We start from the raw sequence: 16,963 nt of genomic DNA on the forward strand, positions 1-16,963 counted from the left end.
GAGGAGGCACGCGCCCGCCGAAAGATCGCCCGCCGACGACGCCCCCACTCCGCCGACCCGCCCGCACCTCCGCCCCGAGGGGTGCATTTCGACCACGGCGGGCGTGAGCTATCCCACGCGGTTGCACGTTCAAGGATCACTTTTTCCGGGCAGCCTCGACTCGGGAGCCACAGAAGTGATAGGCGACCCCGGGGGTCTCATCCGGCGTCAAATGCCATGCGTATCCGCATGATCGCGCAAATCGGACACCCCGGCCGCGGCTCACCTGAAGATCGACAACTCCGAATTCTCGGCGTGTACACGGCAGGTGTGGCGCATGCCACTTTTGTTGATCTCGGGCATCGGCGCTTGATAGCCGTTAGTGCCATGTCCCCTGTCGCTCACATACCCAGCCGCCGGAAGCCCCGCCGTACCGCCTCTTCGTGGGCGCTGCGCACGGGAGTTGCCGGCGGCGTTCTCAGCACCCTCGCGGTGACCGGCGCGGCCGCCCCGGCGAGCGCCGCCGAGAAGCCCGCGGAGTCCACTCTCGAGATGCCGACGGTCGACGCGACCCTCGCCGCCTCCATCACGCAGAGCGTGGACGCCACCCAGCAGACGGCCCACGACTACCAGGTCCGGGCCGAGCAGGACGCGGCCGCGCACCAGGCCAAGGTCCAGGCCAAGAAGGTCAAGGACGAGGCCGACCGCAAGGCCGAGGCCGAGAAGAAGGCCGAAGCGGCGAAGAAGGCCAAGGCCGAGAAGGAGGCCAAGGCCGCCGACGAGGCCGCCCGCGCCTCCCGGTCCGCCGAGCGCACCCAGCTCTCGACCGCCTCCGCCCCCTCGTCGTCCACGTCGTCCGCCCCCTCGTCGTCCCACGCCACGGGCAGCGCCGCGACGCTGATCTCGTTCCTCCAGGCGCAGATCGGCAAGCCGTACGTGATGGGCGCGACCGGCTCCTCCTCGTACGACTGCTCCGGCCTCACCCAGGCCGCGTACCGCCAGATCGGCATCGACCTGCCGCGCGTCTCCCAGGACCAGTCGACCGCCGGCACCGCCGTCTCCCTCGACAACCTCCAGCCCGGCGACCTCCTCTACTGGGGCGGCGCGGGCAGCGCGTACCACGTGGCCGTCTACGTCGGCGGCGGCAAGTTCATCGGCGCCCAGAACCCCAGCACGGGCATCGTCGAACGCTCCCTCAGCTACGACCCGCCGACGGGCGCCGTCCGCGTCATGTGACGTCAGCCCCTCCCGCACCACGCCAAGACCCCTGGTCCCGCCGCTCGGGACCGGGGGTCCTCGCGTGTGTGGGCCACGTCATCGGGGCGCGGGATTGAGTGCCGGGCCCGCTCCGGGGCAAGATCATCACATGATGGCTTTCGGCAAACGCCAGGAACCGGCGGTGATCGTCCTGCGCGACGCGGACACGATCACCACAGCCCTCCGCCAGGCCCTCGGCGCCGCCGCCCCGGAGGAACGCCCCGGCCTCGAACGGGCCCTGGCCCTCGCCACCGAGGCCGCGAGCGCCCCGGAATCGGAGCTCCGCGCCCGCTGGGTACGGGACCGCCTCGCGGCGACCGGCTTCGACGGCCCCGTCGACGACTCCGTCACGGCCGTCAAAGCCCTGCGCCAGGCCGAACCGGGCCTGAGCCTCCTGCAAGCGGCGACCCTGACAAAGGAGGCCGCCGCCACGCAGCACTGACGCGGCCCGCGCCGACGGCTTCCGCTTCATCGGAGTTCGGATACGGCTGCGGGGGCGCCATCTCCAGTGCGGCTACGTGGCCCCCGGCCGCTCGGACTTTCCCGCGCGCTGAGGCTCGGGGCTCGGCCTCACGTCCCGGGCGCACGGTACGGCCCTGCATGATCCGGCTCTATCCGCGCCGCCGTTCGATGCTCGTCCAACGTGAACCACACCCGTTTACGCGCCCGACCCGGCTCGACGGGCCATGTGACGCCCCACCGGGTGGCCATCTCCTGGACCAGCAGCAGGCCACGCCCACGCTCTTCGCCGGCGCGCGGATCACGCGCGTCGCGTACGTGAAGCCGAGGGCATGGGGCGTCATCCCATACGGCCACGTAGACACGGCCCGGTCCAACGGTCACGTCCACGTGCACGACGGGAGTCGAGGTGTGCACATGGACGTTCGTGACGATCTCGCTCACGAGCAGCTTGGCCACGTCGGCGACGCTCGCGTGACGCGTCAGACTCAGCAGCAGCGCCACCTGCTCGCGGGCGATCTTCGGAGTTATGGCGTCGTTCGGCGCGCTGACGCGGAACGACTGGCGTCGTGGGGGTACGGCGAGTCCTGCGTTGCTCATGCGCATCTCCCGGTGGAGTCGGTGCTCCCGCGCTGCTGCGCCCGTCCGTGGCCTGGCCCCCGGCTCCCCCTCAACGGGCATGCCGGTGGCTGCACTTCGGCTGTTCCTGGCGTGCCGCGTGGTGCTGCACCGCAGAGTAGGGCACAACAGTGGGACGTAACAACAGTGGGACGGGTGTCACGTCCTGGCGGGTGGACCCGTGACACAGTTGCGCGGCAGACTCGAAGCCACCGCAGAGGGGGTGCCATGCCGCCGAGGAGTTATCCGACGGCCCGTCAGAAGCGCTTGGGCGCGGAGCTGCGCAAGATGCGCGAGCGCGCCGGGCTGTCCGGGAGCCAAGTGGGCGCGTTCCTGGGCGGGGAGCGCGCGCAGGTCAGCCACTTGGAATCGGGGCGATACGGCGTAAGCGCCGAACGCGTACGCCGACTCGCCGCCCACTACTCCGCGACGGACAAGCGCCTCGTCGACGCGCTGGCCGACATGGCCGAGGAACGCGGCAAAGGCTGGTGGGAAGAGTACCGGGGCATCCTCTCGCCGGGATTCCTGGACCTGGCCGAACTGGAACACCACGCAACACGTATGCGTGCGATTCAAATGCTGCACATACCCGGCATTCTCCAGACGGAGTCGTACGCGCGCCAGTTGTTCCACAGCAGCGTTTCCCGGCCGCCGACCACAGAGCTCGACACACAGGTGGAATACCGCATAAGGCGCCGCGCGATCTTCGACCGCCCGCAGCCGCCGAAATTCGACGTACTCATTCACGAAGCCGCACTCCGCATGAGGTACTGCACGCCGGACACCATGCGTGCACAGCTGGATTTCCTCCTCGAAGCTTCCCAGTGGCCGACCGTGACGGTCCGCGTCATCCCGTTCGACACCCAGGTCACGGGCTCGGCCCACTCCGTGCTCTACGCCGGCGCATCGGTTCCTGCCCTGGACACCGTCCATATCGACAGCGCCTTCGACGGTGGATTCCTGGACGCGGAAGCCCAACTGGCGAAATACCGCACCCTGCTGGACGCAGTCGAAGGAATCACGCTCGGGTTGGACGCATCCAGAAAGTTCATCCACCGCACCGCACAGGAATTGTGAGCCGACGACATGACCGACACCACCGCATGGCAGAAGTCCTCGTTCTCAGGGGCCGACAACAATCAGAACTGTGTCGAACTGGCCGAATGCAGCGGCGTAATAAAGGTGCGCGAGAGCGACACCCCGGACACCGTCCTCTCGACGACCCCCGAAAAGCTGCGGGGACTCATCCTGAGCGTCAAGGCAGATGCCTTCGGCCGCCTGACCTGACTTCCGCAACCGGCGGCCTCATCACGGCCGTGAGGGAGCGGACTGCCTCGATTTCATCCACCAGATCGCAGTACGACTGCGGGAGGCGTGACATGCCAGGGAACGATTGGCAGAAGTCTTCCTACTGCCAGGCAGGAAACTCGTGCGTGGGCATACGCCGAAACGGCGGAATGGTCCAGATTCGCGAGAGCTCACAACCCGACACGAGCATCACCACAACCCCCGCGAAGCTGCGCGGGCTCATCCTCAGCGTCAAGGCGAATAGGTTCACCCACCTGATCTAGCGATCACGCGAGCCGCGTCGGTCCCGTGCTGCTCGACGACTGGACCGGGACGTTCGTCGCGCAGCTCGCCGCCCCTTCCTGCCGTACGGCTCGGCGGGGGCTCCGCACAGACCCTGCTCGGTGACGCCACCGGCTTCCAGGCCCGTACCGAACCCCGCGCCGACAGCGGCAGGTGGGCCGCCACCCAGCGCGGCCCCCTGTCTCCGGGCTCGGCCCCGGTCAGACCGCCGGCGCGCCGACAGCCAGTTGACCCGCCCAGTGCCGCTGGTGCGGGTTCAGGTTCAGCGGTGTGCAGCCCCACAGGTCGAGGTACAGCTCCTCGGCGGTGGCGGCGATCCGGGTGTCGTTCGGTTCGCTCGGTTCGCCCGGGGCCGCCGCCCTGGTGTGGACGGTCGCCGCGGTGAGCTCCACCAGCCAGCGGTGGCCCGCGTCCGTGCAGTGCACTTCGATCCGGCTGGCGCGGGTGAAGCGCCTGCCGTCGCGGACCCCGGCGGGCAGATGGACCGCGAGGATTTCGTCCACGCCGTCGGCCGCGACGCCCGCGGGGACCGCCAGCGATTCCCCCGCGGCATCCGCGATGTCCCAACTGTGGACGAACACCTCGTGGGTGAGGCACCGCGGCCAGAACGAGACGACGTGCGGCTCAGCGGACCAGTTCCACGCGGGCGCGCGCTGGTCGGCCGCGGTGAGGCGGTCCAGGGTCCGGTCCCACTCATCGGCCGCCCACTGGATCACCCGCTCGTCCGGGGGCATCTCGGCGTCGGTGAACTCGGGTTGGCCGGGCCCGTGTTCGACGCAGGCGTGGACGTAGGAAGCGACGTTGCCCAGATGGTGGACGACGTCGCGGACCCGCCATTCGGGGCAGGCGGGCACGGGGTCGCCGAGTCGGCCCGCGGCCATGCGCCAGGCTTGCGCGCCCATCGCCCGGCTCGCCTCGACATGGCGCGCGGTGTCCAGCGGGTTCATCGGGTCGAGCCTTTCGGGAGCGGGTGTTCGGCGGATGGCCGGGGCGGGTCCTTCGGGAGCCGGCGTTCGGAGGCGGCCGGTTGGGCCGAACCCTCCGGTGACGTGGACTCGGCCGCCGGGGAGGGGGAGCCCTCCCGCAGCGAGGACTCGGCCGCCTGGCGGGGCGGGTTATCCGGCAGCGGCGACCGGCGGCTGATGCGCCGTGCCATGACCCTGCCGCCGACGATGAGCACCACCGCGCTGACGATGACGGCCCCGCCGAGCAGCAGGTTCGGGCTGAGCTCGTCCTGCCCGAGCAGGGCGCCCAGCATGACCGCGACCACCGGGTTCACGTAGGCGTAGGTGGCCATCGTGTCGTTGGGCAGGGTGGTGTTGGCGTAGCCGTACGCCGTGAAGGCGATCATGGAGCCGCCGACGATCAGCCACAGGAGCCCGGCGATCGAGCCGCCGGCGACCGCCGCGGGGTCGAAGCGGCCGAACTCGCCTGTCACGGCGGCGGCGATGATCAGCAGCAGCCCTCCGGCGATCATCTCCAGCGACGTCACGACGAGGGGGTGCGAGGGCAGTGGGGCGCGGCGGGCGTAGACCGAACCGGTCGCCCAGCAGAGCGACCCGATCAGCACGACGGCCGCGCCGCCGACGTCGACGCGGGCGCCGGGTCCGCCCACGAGCACGCCGACTCCGACCGTTCCGAGGGCGAGTGCCGTCATCATCGTTGCCGTGACGCGCGTCCTCGTCACCGCCGCGTTGATCAGGACCATCCAGACCGGCACGGTCGCCACGATGAGGGCGGCCAGTCCGGAGTCGATGCTCGTCTCGCCGACGCTGAGCAGGCCGTTGCCGCCGACCAGCAGCAGGGCGGCGATGATCAGCACGGAGCGCAGGTGCCGCATGGTCGGGCGCCGGGCCCCGCGGGCATGGCGCGGTCCGACGATCGCGAACATCAGCGTGCCGGCCGTGAGGAACCGGACACCGGCCATGAGCAGCGGCGGGATCGTGTCGACCGCCAGTTGGATGCCCAGGTACGTAGATCCCCAGAAGATCCATACGGTGACCAGCGCCAGCCAGGGAAGCGGTAAGCGACGAGTGAGCGACTGTTTAGGTTCGATTGGCATCTTGCCTCATTTAGAGAGGTGAATCAGGTAGGATGCTTCCCAGAGATTAGGATGATCCGCCATGAAGGGCAAGTACTCGCCGTGACGCGACAGCTGGACGACATCGACCGGACGATCCTGCGGTCGGTGACGGCCGACGGCCGGCAGACCGTTCGGGCGCTCGCCCGGGCCGTCGGGCTGTCCGAACCCTCGGTACGGGATCGCCTGCAGCGGCTGGAGCGCGACGGGGTGATCACCGGCTACCACGCGAATCTCGACCCCGCGAGCGTGGACGCGGGGACGGCGGCGTTCATCGCGCTCCGCTTCGACCCCGGCGCGGCCGCCAGGGCGGTGGTCAACGAGCGGCTGAAGCAAGAGACTTGCGTGCTCGAAGTGCACGAAGTGGCGGGAGAGGACTGCTACTGGCTGAAGGTGCGGGTGGCCAGTACGGACGCGCTCGCCGACGCGCTCGACCGCATCCGAGCGATCCCGCCGGTGCACGGCACGAGCACGACCATCGTGCTGCGCACCGTTTTCGAACGACCGCTGAGCGCGGACGCCACACCTTCTCCGTGACGCCCTTGACGCCCGGCCGCGCAGGGCACCCTCGACAGCACAGGACTTTGAAACTAATGTAAAAGTCATGACGACGCAGCAGCTGGAAGTGAACTTCTCCGAGCTGATCAACAAGCCGAAGGCGACCTTGGCCGGGCTGGCCGGGGCGAAGCGGATACTGCTGCGGCGGCGGGACGCGGAAGATCTGGTGATCACCACGGCCGCCCGGGTCGAGCAGGACGCCCAGGTCATGTCCGCCGGAACGCGAATGTTCGTGGCGCTGGTGCGGCACGACACGGCCGCGCGGTCGCTCCTCCTGGAGATCATTCCCGAGGCGTTCCCCTGGGTCCGCTTTCTCTCCGAGGAAAGCGTCCGGGCCTTCGCGGCCGAGCTGGCCGAGGTGCTGCCCGCCGCGGAGAGCCTGGGCAATATGTCGGCCGTGGCCACGACGATCGCCGCGTGGCAGCACACGGCCGAGGTCCACTCGGACCCGGAGCTGCTGGCCGCACTGACCACGGACAGGGGCGAGGACTACGGCCCCGTGCCGGAACCGGGCGTGACCGGTTGACCCCCAAGCGCGGCGACCATGTGGCGCCGCCCGCCGTCGAGGACCAATGGCACATCCGTTTCGCCGACGCGGCGGCCGTCAAGGGCTGGGAGGAGCTGTGCCGTCAGGCCCCCGGCAACACGAACCGGGCTTGGCACATCATGCGCGACCGCCCGTCGCCCGATACGCAGGACCCGCGCCACCACCGGCTGCGCCCGCCCCTGCACTCGGGGACATTTCAGGGCGTACGGCTGGACCGCTGGCAGTTGGAGGTCACAGGCGGCGGGCGCGTTTGGTACCTGCTGGGCCGCGATCGCCACACGGTGTGGATCGACTACGCGGGCACCGGCCACCCTCGCGAGACCGCCTGACCGCCTGACCGTCTGACCGTCTGACCGCATCCGCCCCGCCTCACCCCACCGCCCCACGCGGATCGACCACGCCGACGGTCGCCTATCACCGAAGGCACGGTGATAGGCATTCAGGCGGTCCGGCGGCCCGGGGCCGCTGCCGGGTCGCCGGCCGAGCGGCAATGGGGATATCGACGAAATGGCCTTCCTCGTCCGAACGTTGGCCGCCTGTCAGGGGGCTGACTGTCAGAGTGTCAGCCGTCGTCGGCGAGGTCCTTCCCGGAGACCTTCTGGGCGAGCGCCTCGAACCGCGGCCACGTCGCATTGCCGTCGCGGTGGTCGTGGGTCCACTGCTTCAGCGTCGCGAAGAACGCCTTGTCGCCGACGGTGCGGCGCAGCGCGTGCACCATCAGCGCCCCCTTGTCGTACAGGGCCCTCGCGAATCTCGCCCGCGACCGGTCCAGGACGCAGAAGACCGCCGGCCACCGCAAGGGGGCCGGCGGTCCGTGCCGCGTAAGTCCGTACGCCCGTACGGACATACGCCCGTACGCCCGCTACGACCTCGGCGCGACCTTCGACAACCCGTTGATGATCCGGTCCATGGCGTCGCCGCCCGTCGGGTCCGTCAGGTTCGCCAGCATCTTGAGGGTGAACCGCATCAGCACCGGGTGCGTGAGGCCCCGTTCCGTGGCCAGCTTCATGATCTTGGGGTTGCCGATGAGCTTCACGAAGGCGCGGCCGAGGGTGTAGTAGCCGCCGTAGGTCTCCTTGAGGACCTTCGGGTAGTTCTGCAGGGCCAGTTCGCGCTGCGCGTACGTGGCGCGGGCGTGGGCCTGGACGATGACGTCGGCGGCGATCTGGCCGGACTCCATGGCGTAGGCGATGCCCTCGCCGTTGAAGGGGTTGACCAGGCCGCCCGCGTCGCCGACCAGCAGCAGGCCGCGCGTGTAGTGCGGCTGACGGTTGAAGGCCATCGGGAGGGCGGCGCCGCGGATCGGGCCCGTCATGTTCTCGGGGGTGTAGCCCCAGTCCTCCGGCATCGAGGCGCACCACGCCTTGAGGACCTCGCGCCAGTCCAGTTCCCGGAAGGCCGAGCTGCTGTTGAGGATGCCGAGGCCGACGTTGCTCGTACCGTCGCCCATGCCGAAGACCCAGCCGTAACCCGGCAGCAGCCGGTCCTGCGGACCCCGGCGGTCCCACAGCTCCAGCCAGGACTCCAGGTAGTCGTCGTCGTGGCGGGGCGAGGTGAAGTACGTGCGCACGGCCACGCCCATCGGGCGGTCGTCGCGCCGGTGCAGGCCCATGGCCAGCGACAGCCGCGTGGAGTTGCCGTCCGCCGCGACCACCAGCGGCGCGTGGAAGGTGACCGGCGTCTTCTCCTCGCCGAGCTTGGCGTGCACGCCCGTGACCCGGCCCGTACGGTCGTCGATGACCGGAGCGCCCACGTTGCACCGCTCGTACAGCCGCGCCCCCGCCTTCTCCGCCTGGCGCGCCAGCTGCTCGTCGAAGTCGTCGCGCTTGCGGACCAGACCGTAGTTCGGGTACGCGGCGAGGTCCGGCCAGTCGAGCTGGAGGCGGTGGCCGCCGGCGATGATGCGCAGGCCCTTGTTGCGCAGCCAGCCCGCCTCCTCGGAGATGTCGATCCCCATGGACACGAGCTGCTTGGTGGCGCGCGGGGTCAGGCCGTCGCCGCAGACCTTCTCTCGCGGGAACGCCGTCTTCTCCAGCAGCAGTACGTCCAGGCCCGACCTGGCCAGGTGGTATGCGGTGGCGGAACCGGCCGGGCCGGCCCCGACCACGATCACGTCTGCGCTGTGCTCGGCAGGGGACTCGGTCACGGCGGGGTCTCCCCAAAGGCTCGGAACATGCGTGCCGGACGACGGACGGGTCACGCACTGGACAAGAGCAGTCTATGGGGGCGCAATCCGGCGCAGGATAAGGGTCGGCCTCCCGCGCTCCGTCCCCTGTCGGAGCGGGCGCGGAGCGGAGGCGGGGAGTGGACGAGCAGGGGGACGGGCCGATGGCGGAGCGGAGGCGGGGAGTGGACGAGCAGGGGGCGGGCCGATGGCGGAGCGGAGGCGGACCGATACGGGCCGGAGGCCGCGCCCGCCCGCCACGCCCCTCAGTCCTCGCTCTTCCGCCCCCGGTGCAGCGCCACGATGCCCCCCGTCAGATTCCGCCACGCCACCTTCGACCAGCCCGCCCCCTGCATCCGGGCCGCCAGCGCCGGCTGGTCGGGCCAGTCGCGGATCGACTCGGCGAGGTAGACGTACGCGTCCGGGTTGCTGCTGACCGCCGTCGCGACCGGCGGCAGCGCGCGCATCAGGTACTCCGTGTAGACCGTGCGGAACGGCGCCCACGTGGGGTGGCTGAACTCGCAGATCACGACCCGGCCGCCGGGCTTCGTCACCCGCAGCAGTTCGCGCAGCGCGGCGTCGGTCTCCTGCACGTTGCGCAGCCCGAAGGAGATCGTGACGGCGTCGAACACCGCGTCCGCGAAGGGCAGCCGCGTCGCGTCCCCGGCCGTGAGCGGCAGGTGCGGGTGGCGCTTCTTGCCCTCGCGCAGCATGCCGATCGAGAAGTCGCACGGGACGACGTACGCGCCGGTGGCCGCGAACGGCAGCGACGACGTGCCCGTGCCCGCCGCCAGGTCCAGCACCTTCTCCCCCGGCCGCGCGGCCACCGCCTGCGCCACCGCCTTGCGCCAGAGCCGGGCCTGGCCCAGCGACAGCACGTCGTTGGTCAGGTCGTACTTCGCCGCCACGCCGTCGAACATCGCGGCGACTTCGTGCGGCTGCTTCTCCAGGGATGCTCGGGTCACGCCGCCATTCTTCCCCTCCCGCGCCCTCACCCGGCGCACGGGGGTGCGTTTCGGACCCCGGAATGGGGGCCGACGACGGTCAGCGGCGGCGGTCAGCGGCAGTCAGCGGCGGCGGTGGACCAACCGCCCGCCCAGGACCGTGGCCAGCGCGCTCCCGTCCTCCGCGAAGACCGCGAAGTCGGCCGGGCCGCCCACCGACAGCCCGCCGGACGCGGGCGGCGGCGCGGACAGCACCCGGAGGCCGGAGCGTTCGACCGCCTTACGGACCGGGGCGCGCTCGAACGGGCCGGTCAGCGCGGTCGTGCCCGCCGCCAGCAGCCGCTGGAGCCCACGCCGGGCGCTGCCGCCCCAGCGGACGTCGGTCATGGCGAGCGCCGCGAGGGCCTCGCCGGTGACCGGCTCCGTGCCCAGCTCGCCGGCCTCGCGCGGGTCGGGGTGGTAGGCGGCCTCCAGGAAGGCCGCCGCGTCCGGTTCGTACCGGCCGGGGGCCAGCACGCCGTCCCACTCCCGCACCCGGGCGCGCTCACCGTGCTCGGCGCGCAGCCGCTCGTACGGGCCGATGTCCGCGATGCGGTCCCCGGACACCAGGACGGCGTCCGCCTCGGCGCCCGGTCCGGGGTCGCCGCCCTCGGCGCCCCGCACCCGGCGCGCCCGATGGATCGTCAGCACACCCGTCACCGCCTCTACGTTCCGGCCCGCCGCATCACCGACCGCCTACCGGGCCGCCGCAGCGGACGGCCTCCCTCGACCGGGCCGCCGCAGCGGCCGGGCTCCGCGACGCGCCGCCCGCGCGGACCGACCGTCGCCCACCGGCCCGCAGCGCGCGGACCGCCTCTCGCGCTCAAGTCCTCGCTCGACCGCGCCGCCCGTCCACCGACCGGCCGCGTCCGGGGCGTCCTCACGCCCCAAGCCCCCGCGCAGCGCACGGACCGTGCGCGGCAGCCGGCCCCGCGCTGCGAGCGCACGTCCAACCGGTACGGAGCGCCCCCGCCGCCCCCGGCCGACCGCAGGTCAGCTGGTCAGCTGGTCAACTGCTCAGCTGGACTCCACGAGCTTCAGCTCCGGGTGTGCCGTGCCGCCCTCGATCGCCGTCGACGACAGGTGCGAGACGACCTTGTCGTCGACCGGGTCGTTCGCCGGGTCGTCGTGCACGACCAGGTGCTCGTACGTCGTGGCGCGCTGCGCCGGTACGCGGCCGGCCTTGCGGATGAGGTCGATGATCTCCATCCGGTTCGAACGGTGCTTCGCGCCGGCGGAGGAGACCACGTTCTCCTCCAGCATGATCGAGCCGAGGTCGTCCGCGCCGTAGTGCAGGGAGAGCTGGCCGACCTCCTTGCCCGTGGTCAGCCAGGAGCCCTGGATGTGGGCGACGTTGTCGAGGAAGAGCCGCGCGATGGCGATCATGCGCAGGTACTCGAAGAGGGTGGCCTGCGTCTGGCCCTTCAGGTGGTTGTTCTCGGGCTGGTAGGTGTACGGGATGAAGGCGCGGAAGCCGCCCGTACGGTCCTGCACGTCGCGGATCATCCGCAGGTGCTCGATGCGCTCGGCGTTGGTCTCGCCGGTGCCCATCAGCATCGTGGACGTCGACTCGACGCCCAGCCCGTGCGCGATCTCCATGATCTCCAGCCAGCGCTCGCCGGACTCCTTGAGCGGCGCGATGGCGGTGCGCGGCCGGGCCGGGAGCAGCTCCGCGCCCGCGCCCGCGAAGGAGTCGAGGCCGGCGGCGTGGATGCGGCTGATGGCCTCCTCGGCGGTGACGCCGGAGATACGGGCCATGTGCTCGATCTCGGAGGCGCCGAGGGAGTGGATGACGAGCTCGGGGTACGCCTTCTTGATGGCGGCGAAGTGCTCTTCGTAGTACTCGACGCCGTAGTCCGGGTGGTGGCCGCCCTGGAACATGATCTGCGTGCCGCCGAGCTGCACGGTCTCCTCGCAGCGGCGCAGGATGTCGTCGAGGTCGCGGGTCCAGACCTTGTCGCTCTTCGGCGGCGCGTAGAAGGCGCAGAACTTGCACGCGGTGACGCACGAGTTCGTGTAGTTGATGTTGCGCTCGATGATGTACGTGGCGATGTGCTCGGTGCCCGCGTACCGCTTGCGGCGCGCGGCGTCGGCCGCCGCGCCGAGCGCGTGCAGCGGCGCCGACCGGTACAGGTCGAGCGCCTCCTCCGGGGTGATCCGACCGCCGGTCGCGGCGCGGTCGAGGACGGACGAGAGGTCGGCGTTCTCGGTCACCGGGACGTCCCTTCGGAGGGTGCTGACAAGACTGATCCAGCCTACGCCAGGGGTCCGACAGAACCGGTGGGGGCCGGTGGGCGGGCCCGGATGGCGGGGCCGACGGGACCCGCCCGGCTACCCCCGCGCCCACATTGCCTGCCCATGAGAATCAGCTGATCGGCTTATGACTCAATTCACCGGACGAAAGGGAACCCGCCGCCCGGATTCCCCCATCAAACAGGCCGGAACAACCCGTCATGTCCCTCGGGGCAGCAGGATCATCCGGAGCGCCACGAATGAGTCATTCTTCCAGGGGGACCTACCGTTCCCAGGGTCATCGCCGGGCCTCCAAGGCAAAGGTGTGGTTCCTGGGGATCGTGGCCGTGCTGGTGCTCGGCGGGATCGCGTATCCGGTCATGGACTACCTCGGGGTCTTCTCGGACCAGGGCGATCCGGTCAGCTTCGGACAGCCGGAGCCGGGTGAGGGCGGCGGTCAGGCGGGCGGCGACAGCGGCAAGCAGAAAAAGGACTCCAAGGTCTCGTTCCCGACCGGGCCGAAGGCGGACTTCCGGGTGCAGAGCCACCTGAGCGACGGCACCACCATCGGCGTCGTAAAGCTGCACGGCAAGAAGTCGGGCTTCACCGGCAAGGTGTGGGTCTGGGCGCCGAAGCAGTACGGGGAGGCGAAGTACGCGAAGAGCGGCTTCCCCGTGATGATCGCGCTGCCGGGCGGCAACGGGTACCCGAACAACTACTGGATGGGCACCGACCTCAAGCTCCAGTCGACCATCGCCAAGGAGTCGCTGGAGGGCAAGAGCCTGCCCTTCGTGCTCGCCATGCCGGTGCTGAACCCGGACGCGAAGAATTACTACGACGGCAGCGACATACCCGGCCAGCCCAAAATGGGCACCTGGCTGACCGAGGACGTCCCCGATCTGATGAAGGCGAACTTCCGGACGCTGAAATCGCGTGACGGCTGGGCCTTCATGGGCTCGTCCTCGGGCGGATTCTCGGGGCTGAAGGCCGTGCTGAAGGACCCGGACAAGTTCAAGGCCGTCATCGCCTCCGGCCCGGACATCGTGCCGGACTCCCCCCTGTGGGCCGGCCACGCGGCCGAGAAAGCGGCCAACAACCCGGAGAAGCTGGCCGAGAAGCTGATCGCCGCCAAGCATCCGGACGTCTATCTGGCCTTCCAGGTCGGCACCAAGGAACACACGGTGATGCCGAAGGTGCAGAAATTCATCGCCCAGTACGGCAATAAGGGCCCGGTCAAAACGCATCTTCAGACGATCCAGGGCGGCGAGCACAACGCCAAGACCTATGTGCAGGGCATGACCAACGGAAGCCTCCAGTGGATCAGCGAACACATGGAGGGCCCGACACCGGCCTCTTGACCGACACCGGCCTCTTGACCGACACCGGCCTCTTGACCGGTACCGGCCACCTGACCGACACCGGCCCCCTGACCGGCACCCGCCTCCCGAGAGGTCTCGCTGAAAAGACCGGCGCGGCCCCCGGAACTCCGCCCCCACGGAGTCCCGGGGGCCGCGCTGTCACCCCCCAGGTCAGCCCTCCAGCAGGTTCACCTTCACGTCGGCCGGGAACCCGGTCGTCGGGCCCGTACGCTTCGCGAACTCGGCGACGCCCGCCAGCTGCTCCGCCCCGAAGCGGAAGTCCAGGGTCGTGAAGTAGCGCTCCAGCAGCGGCGCGTCGAACTGCTCCCAGCGCGCCGCCTGCTCGGCGACCTTGCCGACCTCTTCCAGGGACACGTCGCGGGAGGCGAGGAACGCCTCGTGCACCTTGCGCACGATCCGCGGCTCGCGCTCCAGGTAGTCGCGGCGCACGGCCCACACGGCGAAGACGAACGGCAGCCCCGTCCAGTCCTTCCACATCTGCCCGAGGTCGTGGACGTCGAGGCCGAGCTTGGGCCCGTAATGCATCTTGGCCCGCAGCGCGGCGTCCCCGATCAGTACGGCGGCGTCCGCTTCCTGCATCATCTGGCCGAGGTCCGGCGGGCAGGTGTAGTAGTCGGGCGTCACCTCGTACTGCTCCGAGAGCAGCAGTTGGGCCAGGCGTACGGACGTCCGCGAGGTCGAGCCGAGCGCGACGCGGCCGCGGTCCAGCTGCTCCAGCGGCACCTGCGAGGCGATCACGCAGGACATCACCGGACCGTCGCAGCCGACGGCGATGTCGGGCAGCGCGACGAGGTCGTCGGCGTTCTTCAGGAACTCGACGAGCGTGATCGGGCCGATGTCGAGTTCCCCGCTGACCAGCTGCTCGCTGAGCTTCTCCGGGGTGTCCTTGGTGAGCTCCAGGTCGAGCAGCGTGCCCGTGCGGGCGAGGCCCCAGTAAAGGGGGAGGCAGTTGAGGAACTGGATGTGGCCGACCCGCGGCCGGCTCCGACGGTGGTCGGGGAGGGCGGCGGCGGCAGAGGCTGAATTGTCCACATCCGGAGGCTAGACCCGGCTCGTACACGCGAGCGGAGCGGGGTCCGGCGATCCGCGCTCGACCTGCGATCTTTTCCGTCCGGGAACGGCTGAAAACCCCGCCAACAGGTGATCTTCGACTCTTTCCCAGCCCGCACGGAGCGTGCTAGGCTCGCCGCAAGTTGCAGTTTGGTTTCCCTTGCAGTACAGAGCCTGCGGAGCATGTGACCCCGCAGGCTTTTGTAGTTTTCAGACTTCTCGCAGGTTCTGGAGCAGGGCAACCCTTTGGCCCAAGGAGGGCTTATGGCTACCGGAACCGTGAAGTGGTTCAACGCTGAAAAGGGCTTCGGCTTCATCGCCCAGGACGGCGGCGGCCCGGATGTCTTCGTTCACTACTCCGCGATCAACGCCTCTGGCTTCCGTTCCCTGGAAGAGAACCAGCAGGTGAACTTCGACGTCACGCAGGGTCCGAAGGGCCCGCAGGCGGAGAACGTCACCCCCGTCTAGTCCGCACGGACCGGTAGGGGTCGGCCGATCGCGGTCGACGTGCAACACCCAAGGAGCCCCGCTCCTCCGCCTCGGCGGAGAGCGGGGCTCCTGCCTTTGCGCCCGATGCCGCCGCCCCGCACCGGTTGCCCGGCCCCCGCCCGGCGCGCCGTCCGCCGCATCGGCCCCCGCCCTCGGCAGAGTTGATCTTCCCGGTCCGCTCCCAGCACCGCCGGACCGTCGGGAGATGGGAGCCGCATGCACGTGCGTACCGCAGCCCTCACCGCCGTCGCCGCGCTCACCCTGTCGCTCGGGCCGAACGGCCCCGGCCAGGGCGGCGCCGCTCGTACGGCCGGCCGGCCCGGCGATCTCGTCGGGGTTGCGCCGACCGCCTTCCGCCCGCTGCCCCGGGCGCCCACCGCCACCAGGGCCTGGCACATCGAGTACCGCTCCACCACCGCCAAGGGCGCGCCCAACACCGTCTCCGGCACCGTGATCGTCCCCGCCGACGGCCGTACGGGCCCGCGCCCGCTGATCACGTACGCCGTCGGGACGGTCGGCCTCGCCGACGGCTGCGCGCCGTCGGCCGGGTTCCCGCGCGGCACGACCGCGGAGGCCAACCTCATCCACCTGCTCACGCTGCGCGGCTGGGCCGTGGTCGTCACCGACTACGAGGGCCTCGGGACGCCCGGCGTCCACACCTACACGGTCGGCCCCGCCGAGGGCCGGGCCGTGCTCGACGCGGCGCGGGCCGCCGAGCGGCTGCCCGGCGCGGGCCTGACCCGGCGCACGCCCGTCGGCATCATGGGCTACTCGCAGGGCGGCCAGGCCGCCGGCTGGGCGGCCGAACTGCACCGCGACTACGCGCCCGAACTGAACGTCAAGGGCACCGCGGCCGGGGGCGTCCCGGCCGACCTGCTCAAGGTCGCCGCCCACAACCACGGCCGTACGGGCGCGGGCCTCGTCCTGATGTCCGCGATCGGCCAGAACGCGGCCTACCCGGAGCTGCGGCTCGACGCGTACCTCAACGAACGCGGCCGCCGCTACGTGGACTTCATGAAGCACAACTGCGTGGCCATCGACACCGTCGCCGGCCTCTTCCACGAGATGTCCGAGGTGACGGTGCGCGACCCGCTGCGCCGACCGGACTGGCGACGCGCCCTGCACGCCTCCGACCTGGGCACCCGCGCCCCCGACCGGCCCGTGTACCTCTACCACGGGACGGCGGACCGGCTGATTCCGTACGCGGTCGGGGCCCGGCTGCGCGCCGACTGGTGCGCGCGGCGGGCCGCGGTCTCCTGGCGGCCGGTCCCGCTCGGCGAACACGTCATCGGCGCCATCGCGGGCGCGGTCCCGGCCGCGGACTGGCTCGCCGACCGCTTCGACGGCAAGCGGGTGCGCGGCGACTGCTGACGGCGGGGGCGGGAGCCCCGTGCCACCTTCCCCCACAGAAGGCGGCACGGGGCCGTTCATGGCGGCGCCGACGGCATCCCGTACGCGGGGCCCGTGCGAGCGGCGACGCCGGGGAGACCTGCCCGCCCCGGCGGGTCCCGTCGGCGGCGTGGTGGGCGGCGGTTGAGCGACGGACCGGCGCGGTGCGGGCGCGAGCGGGTGCGCGTC

At 70.8% G+C, this 16,963-nt stretch carries 20 protein-coding genes; 11 read left to right on the plus strand and 9 right to left on the minus strand.

What is annotated here, in order from left to right:
- Positions 1 to 366: 366 nt before the first annotated feature.
- Positions 367 to 1,215, plus strand: coding sequence for a C40 family peptidase (locus tag AB0I49_RS06610; protein WP_363225702.1), 849 nt, complete (start codon positions 367 to 369; stop codon positions 1,213 to 1,215).
- Positions 1,216 to 1,345: 130 nt separating this feature from the next.
- Positions 1,346 to 1,678, plus strand: coding sequence for a hypothetical protein (locus tag AB0I49_RS06615; RefSeq protein WP_363225703.1), 333 nt, complete (start codon positions 1,346 to 1,348; stop codon positions 1,676 to 1,678).
- Between the two features lie 128 nt (positions 1,679 to 1,806).
- Here the strand turns inward: AB0I49_RS06615 and AB0I49_RS06620 are convergent, their stop codons facing one another.
- Complete coding sequence (locus tag AB0I49_RS06620; protein ID WP_363225704.1) at positions 1,807 to 2,295, minus strand: ATP-binding protein; 489 nt, start codon at positions 2,293 to 2,295, stop codon at positions 1,807 to 1,809.
- Positions 2,296 to 2,580: 285 nt separating this feature from the next.
- Here AB0I49_RS06620 and AB0I49_RS06625 point away from each other — a divergent pair, with 285 nt between their 5' ends.
- From AB0I49_RS06625 to AB0I49_RS06635, 3 genes are all read left to right on the plus strand, one after another.
- Positions 2,581 to 3,390 (plus strand): helix-turn-helix transcriptional regulator, encoded by an 810-nt coding sequence (locus AB0I49_RS06625; RefSeq protein ID WP_363225705.1) that lies wholly within the window; start codon positions 2,581 to 2,583, stop codon positions 3,388 to 3,390.
- A 9-nt stretch (positions 3,391 to 3,399) separates the two neighbouring features.
- On the plus strand, positions 3,400 to 3,600 hold the full coding sequence (locus AB0I49_RS06630) for a DUF397 domain-containing protein (RefSeq protein WP_363225706.1): 201 nt from the start codon (positions 3,400 to 3,402) through the stop codon (positions 3,598 to 3,600).
- Between the two features lie 92 nt (positions 3,601 to 3,692).
- Positions 3,693 to 3,884, plus strand: a complete 192-nt coding sequence (locus AB0I49_RS06635) for a DUF397 domain-containing protein (protein ID WP_363225707.1) — start codon at positions 3,693 to 3,695, stop codon at positions 3,882 to 3,884.
- 219 nt (positions 3,885 to 4,103) lie between these two features.
- Here the strand turns inward: AB0I49_RS06635 and AB0I49_RS06640 are convergent, their stop codons facing one another.
- Positions 4,104 to 4,850: a maleylpyruvate isomerase family mycothiol-dependent enzyme gene (locus AB0I49_RS06640; protein WP_363225708.1), complete on the minus strand. Its 747-nt coding sequence runs from the start codon at positions 4,848 to 4,850 to the stop codon at positions 4,104 to 4,106.
- Entirely contained in the window at positions 4,847 to 5,965 is a 1,119-nt protein-coding gene (locus tag AB0I49_RS06645) for an EamA family transporter (RefSeq protein ID WP_363225709.1), read from the minus strand. The genes AB0I49_RS06640 and AB0I49_RS06645 overlap by 4 nt, the downstream gene beginning before the upstream one ends.
- Positions 5,966 to 6,046: 81 nt before the next feature.
- On the opposite strand from AB0I49_RS06645, the gene AB0I49_RS06650 reads away from it, so the two are divergent.
- The 3 genes from AB0I49_RS06650 to AB0I49_RS06660 all read left to right on the plus strand — a co-directional run bounded on the left by AB0I49_RS06650 (position 6,047) and on the right by AB0I49_RS06660 (position 7,417).
- A complete protein-coding gene (locus tag AB0I49_RS06650) occupies positions 6,047 to 6,520 on the plus strand; it encodes an Lrp/AsnC family transcriptional regulator (RefSeq protein WP_363225710.1) in 474 nt (157 codons plus the stop codon).
- Positions 6,521 to 6,587: 67 nt separating this feature from the next.
- Positions 6,588 to 7,067, plus strand: coding sequence for a hypothetical protein (locus AB0I49_RS06655; protein ID WP_363225711.1), 480 nt, complete (start codon positions 6,588 to 6,590; stop codon positions 7,065 to 7,067).
- Positions 7,064 to 7,417: a hypothetical protein gene (locus tag AB0I49_RS06660; RefSeq protein ID WP_363225712.1), complete on the plus strand. Its 354-nt coding sequence runs from the start codon at positions 7,064 to 7,066 to the stop codon at positions 7,415 to 7,417. The genes AB0I49_RS06655 and AB0I49_RS06660 overlap by 4 nt, the downstream gene beginning before the upstream one ends.
- A gap of 233 nt (positions 7,418 to 7,650) precedes the next feature.
- Here AB0I49_RS06660 and AB0I49_RS06665 read toward each other — a convergent pair whose 3' ends face one another.
- The 5 genes from AB0I49_RS06665 to mqnC all read right to left on the minus strand — a co-directional run bounded on the left by AB0I49_RS06665 (position 7,651) and on the right by mqnC (position 12,449).
- A complete protein-coding gene (locus AB0I49_RS06665) occupies positions 7,651 to 7,806 on the minus strand; it encodes a hypothetical protein (protein WP_363225713.1) in 156 nt (51 codons plus the stop codon).
- Between the two features lie 144 nt (positions 7,807 to 7,950).
- Entirely contained in the window at positions 7,951 to 9,234 is a 1,284-nt protein-coding gene (locus AB0I49_RS06670) for a geranylgeranyl reductase family protein (protein WP_363225714.1), read from the minus strand.
- Positions 9,235 to 9,518: 284 nt separating this feature from the next.
- Entirely contained in the window at positions 9,519 to 10,217 is a 699-nt protein-coding gene (locus tag AB0I49_RS06675) for a demethylmenaquinone methyltransferase (RefSeq protein WP_363225715.1), read from the minus strand.
- A gap of 102 nt (positions 10,218 to 10,319) precedes the next feature.
- Positions 10,320 to 10,886 carry a hypothetical protein gene (locus AB0I49_RS06680; RefSeq protein WP_363225757.1) on the minus strand — a complete coding sequence of 189 codons (567 nt, stop codon included), beginning with the start codon at positions 10,884 to 10,886 and terminating at the stop codon, positions 10,320 to 10,322.
- Between the two features lie 366 nt (positions 10,887 to 11,252).
- Positions 11,253 to 12,449 carry a cyclic dehypoxanthinyl futalosine synthase gene (mqnC, locus tag AB0I49_RS06685; protein WP_363225716.1) on the minus strand — a complete coding sequence of 399 codons (1,197 nt, stop codon included), beginning with the start codon at positions 12,447 to 12,449 and terminating at the stop codon, positions 11,253 to 11,255.
- A gap of 278 nt (positions 12,450 to 12,727) precedes the next feature.
- Here mqnC and AB0I49_RS06690 point away from each other — a divergent pair, with 278 nt between their 5' ends.
- Positions 12,728 to 13,825, plus strand: a complete 1,098-nt coding sequence (locus AB0I49_RS06690) for an alpha/beta fold hydrolase (protein WP_363225717.1) — start codon at positions 12,728 to 12,730, stop codon at positions 13,823 to 13,825.
- A gap of 171 nt (positions 13,826 to 13,996) precedes the next feature.
- Here AB0I49_RS06690 and AB0I49_RS06695 read toward each other — a convergent pair whose 3' ends face one another.
- Positions 13,997 to 14,878, minus strand: a complete 882-nt coding sequence (locus AB0I49_RS06695; protein ID WP_363225718.1) for a menaquinone biosynthesis protein — start codon at positions 14,876 to 14,878, stop codon at positions 13,997 to 13,999.
- 282 nt (positions 14,879 to 15,160) lie between these two features.
- Between AB0I49_RS06695 and AB0I49_RS06700 the strand changes: the two genes are divergently transcribed.
- Both AB0I49_RS06700 and AB0I49_RS06705 read left to right on the plus strand, forming a co-directional pair.
- Entirely contained in the window at positions 15,161 to 15,364 is a 204-nt protein-coding gene (locus AB0I49_RS06700) for a cold-shock protein (protein ID WP_003984261.1), read from the plus strand.
- Between the two features lie 237 nt (positions 15,365 to 15,601).
- Complete coding sequence (locus tag AB0I49_RS06705) at positions 15,602 to 16,756, plus strand: lipase family protein (RefSeq protein ID WP_363225719.1); 1,155 nt, start codon at positions 15,602 to 15,604, stop codon at positions 16,754 to 16,756.
- Positions 16,757 to 16,963 lie beyond the last annotated feature (207 nt).

The organism is Streptomyces sp. NPDC050617 (genome assembly GCF_040654795.1).
In the GTDB taxonomy this organism is placed as follows: Bacteria; Actinomycetota; Actinomycetes; order Streptomycetales; family Streptomycetaceae; genus Streptomyces.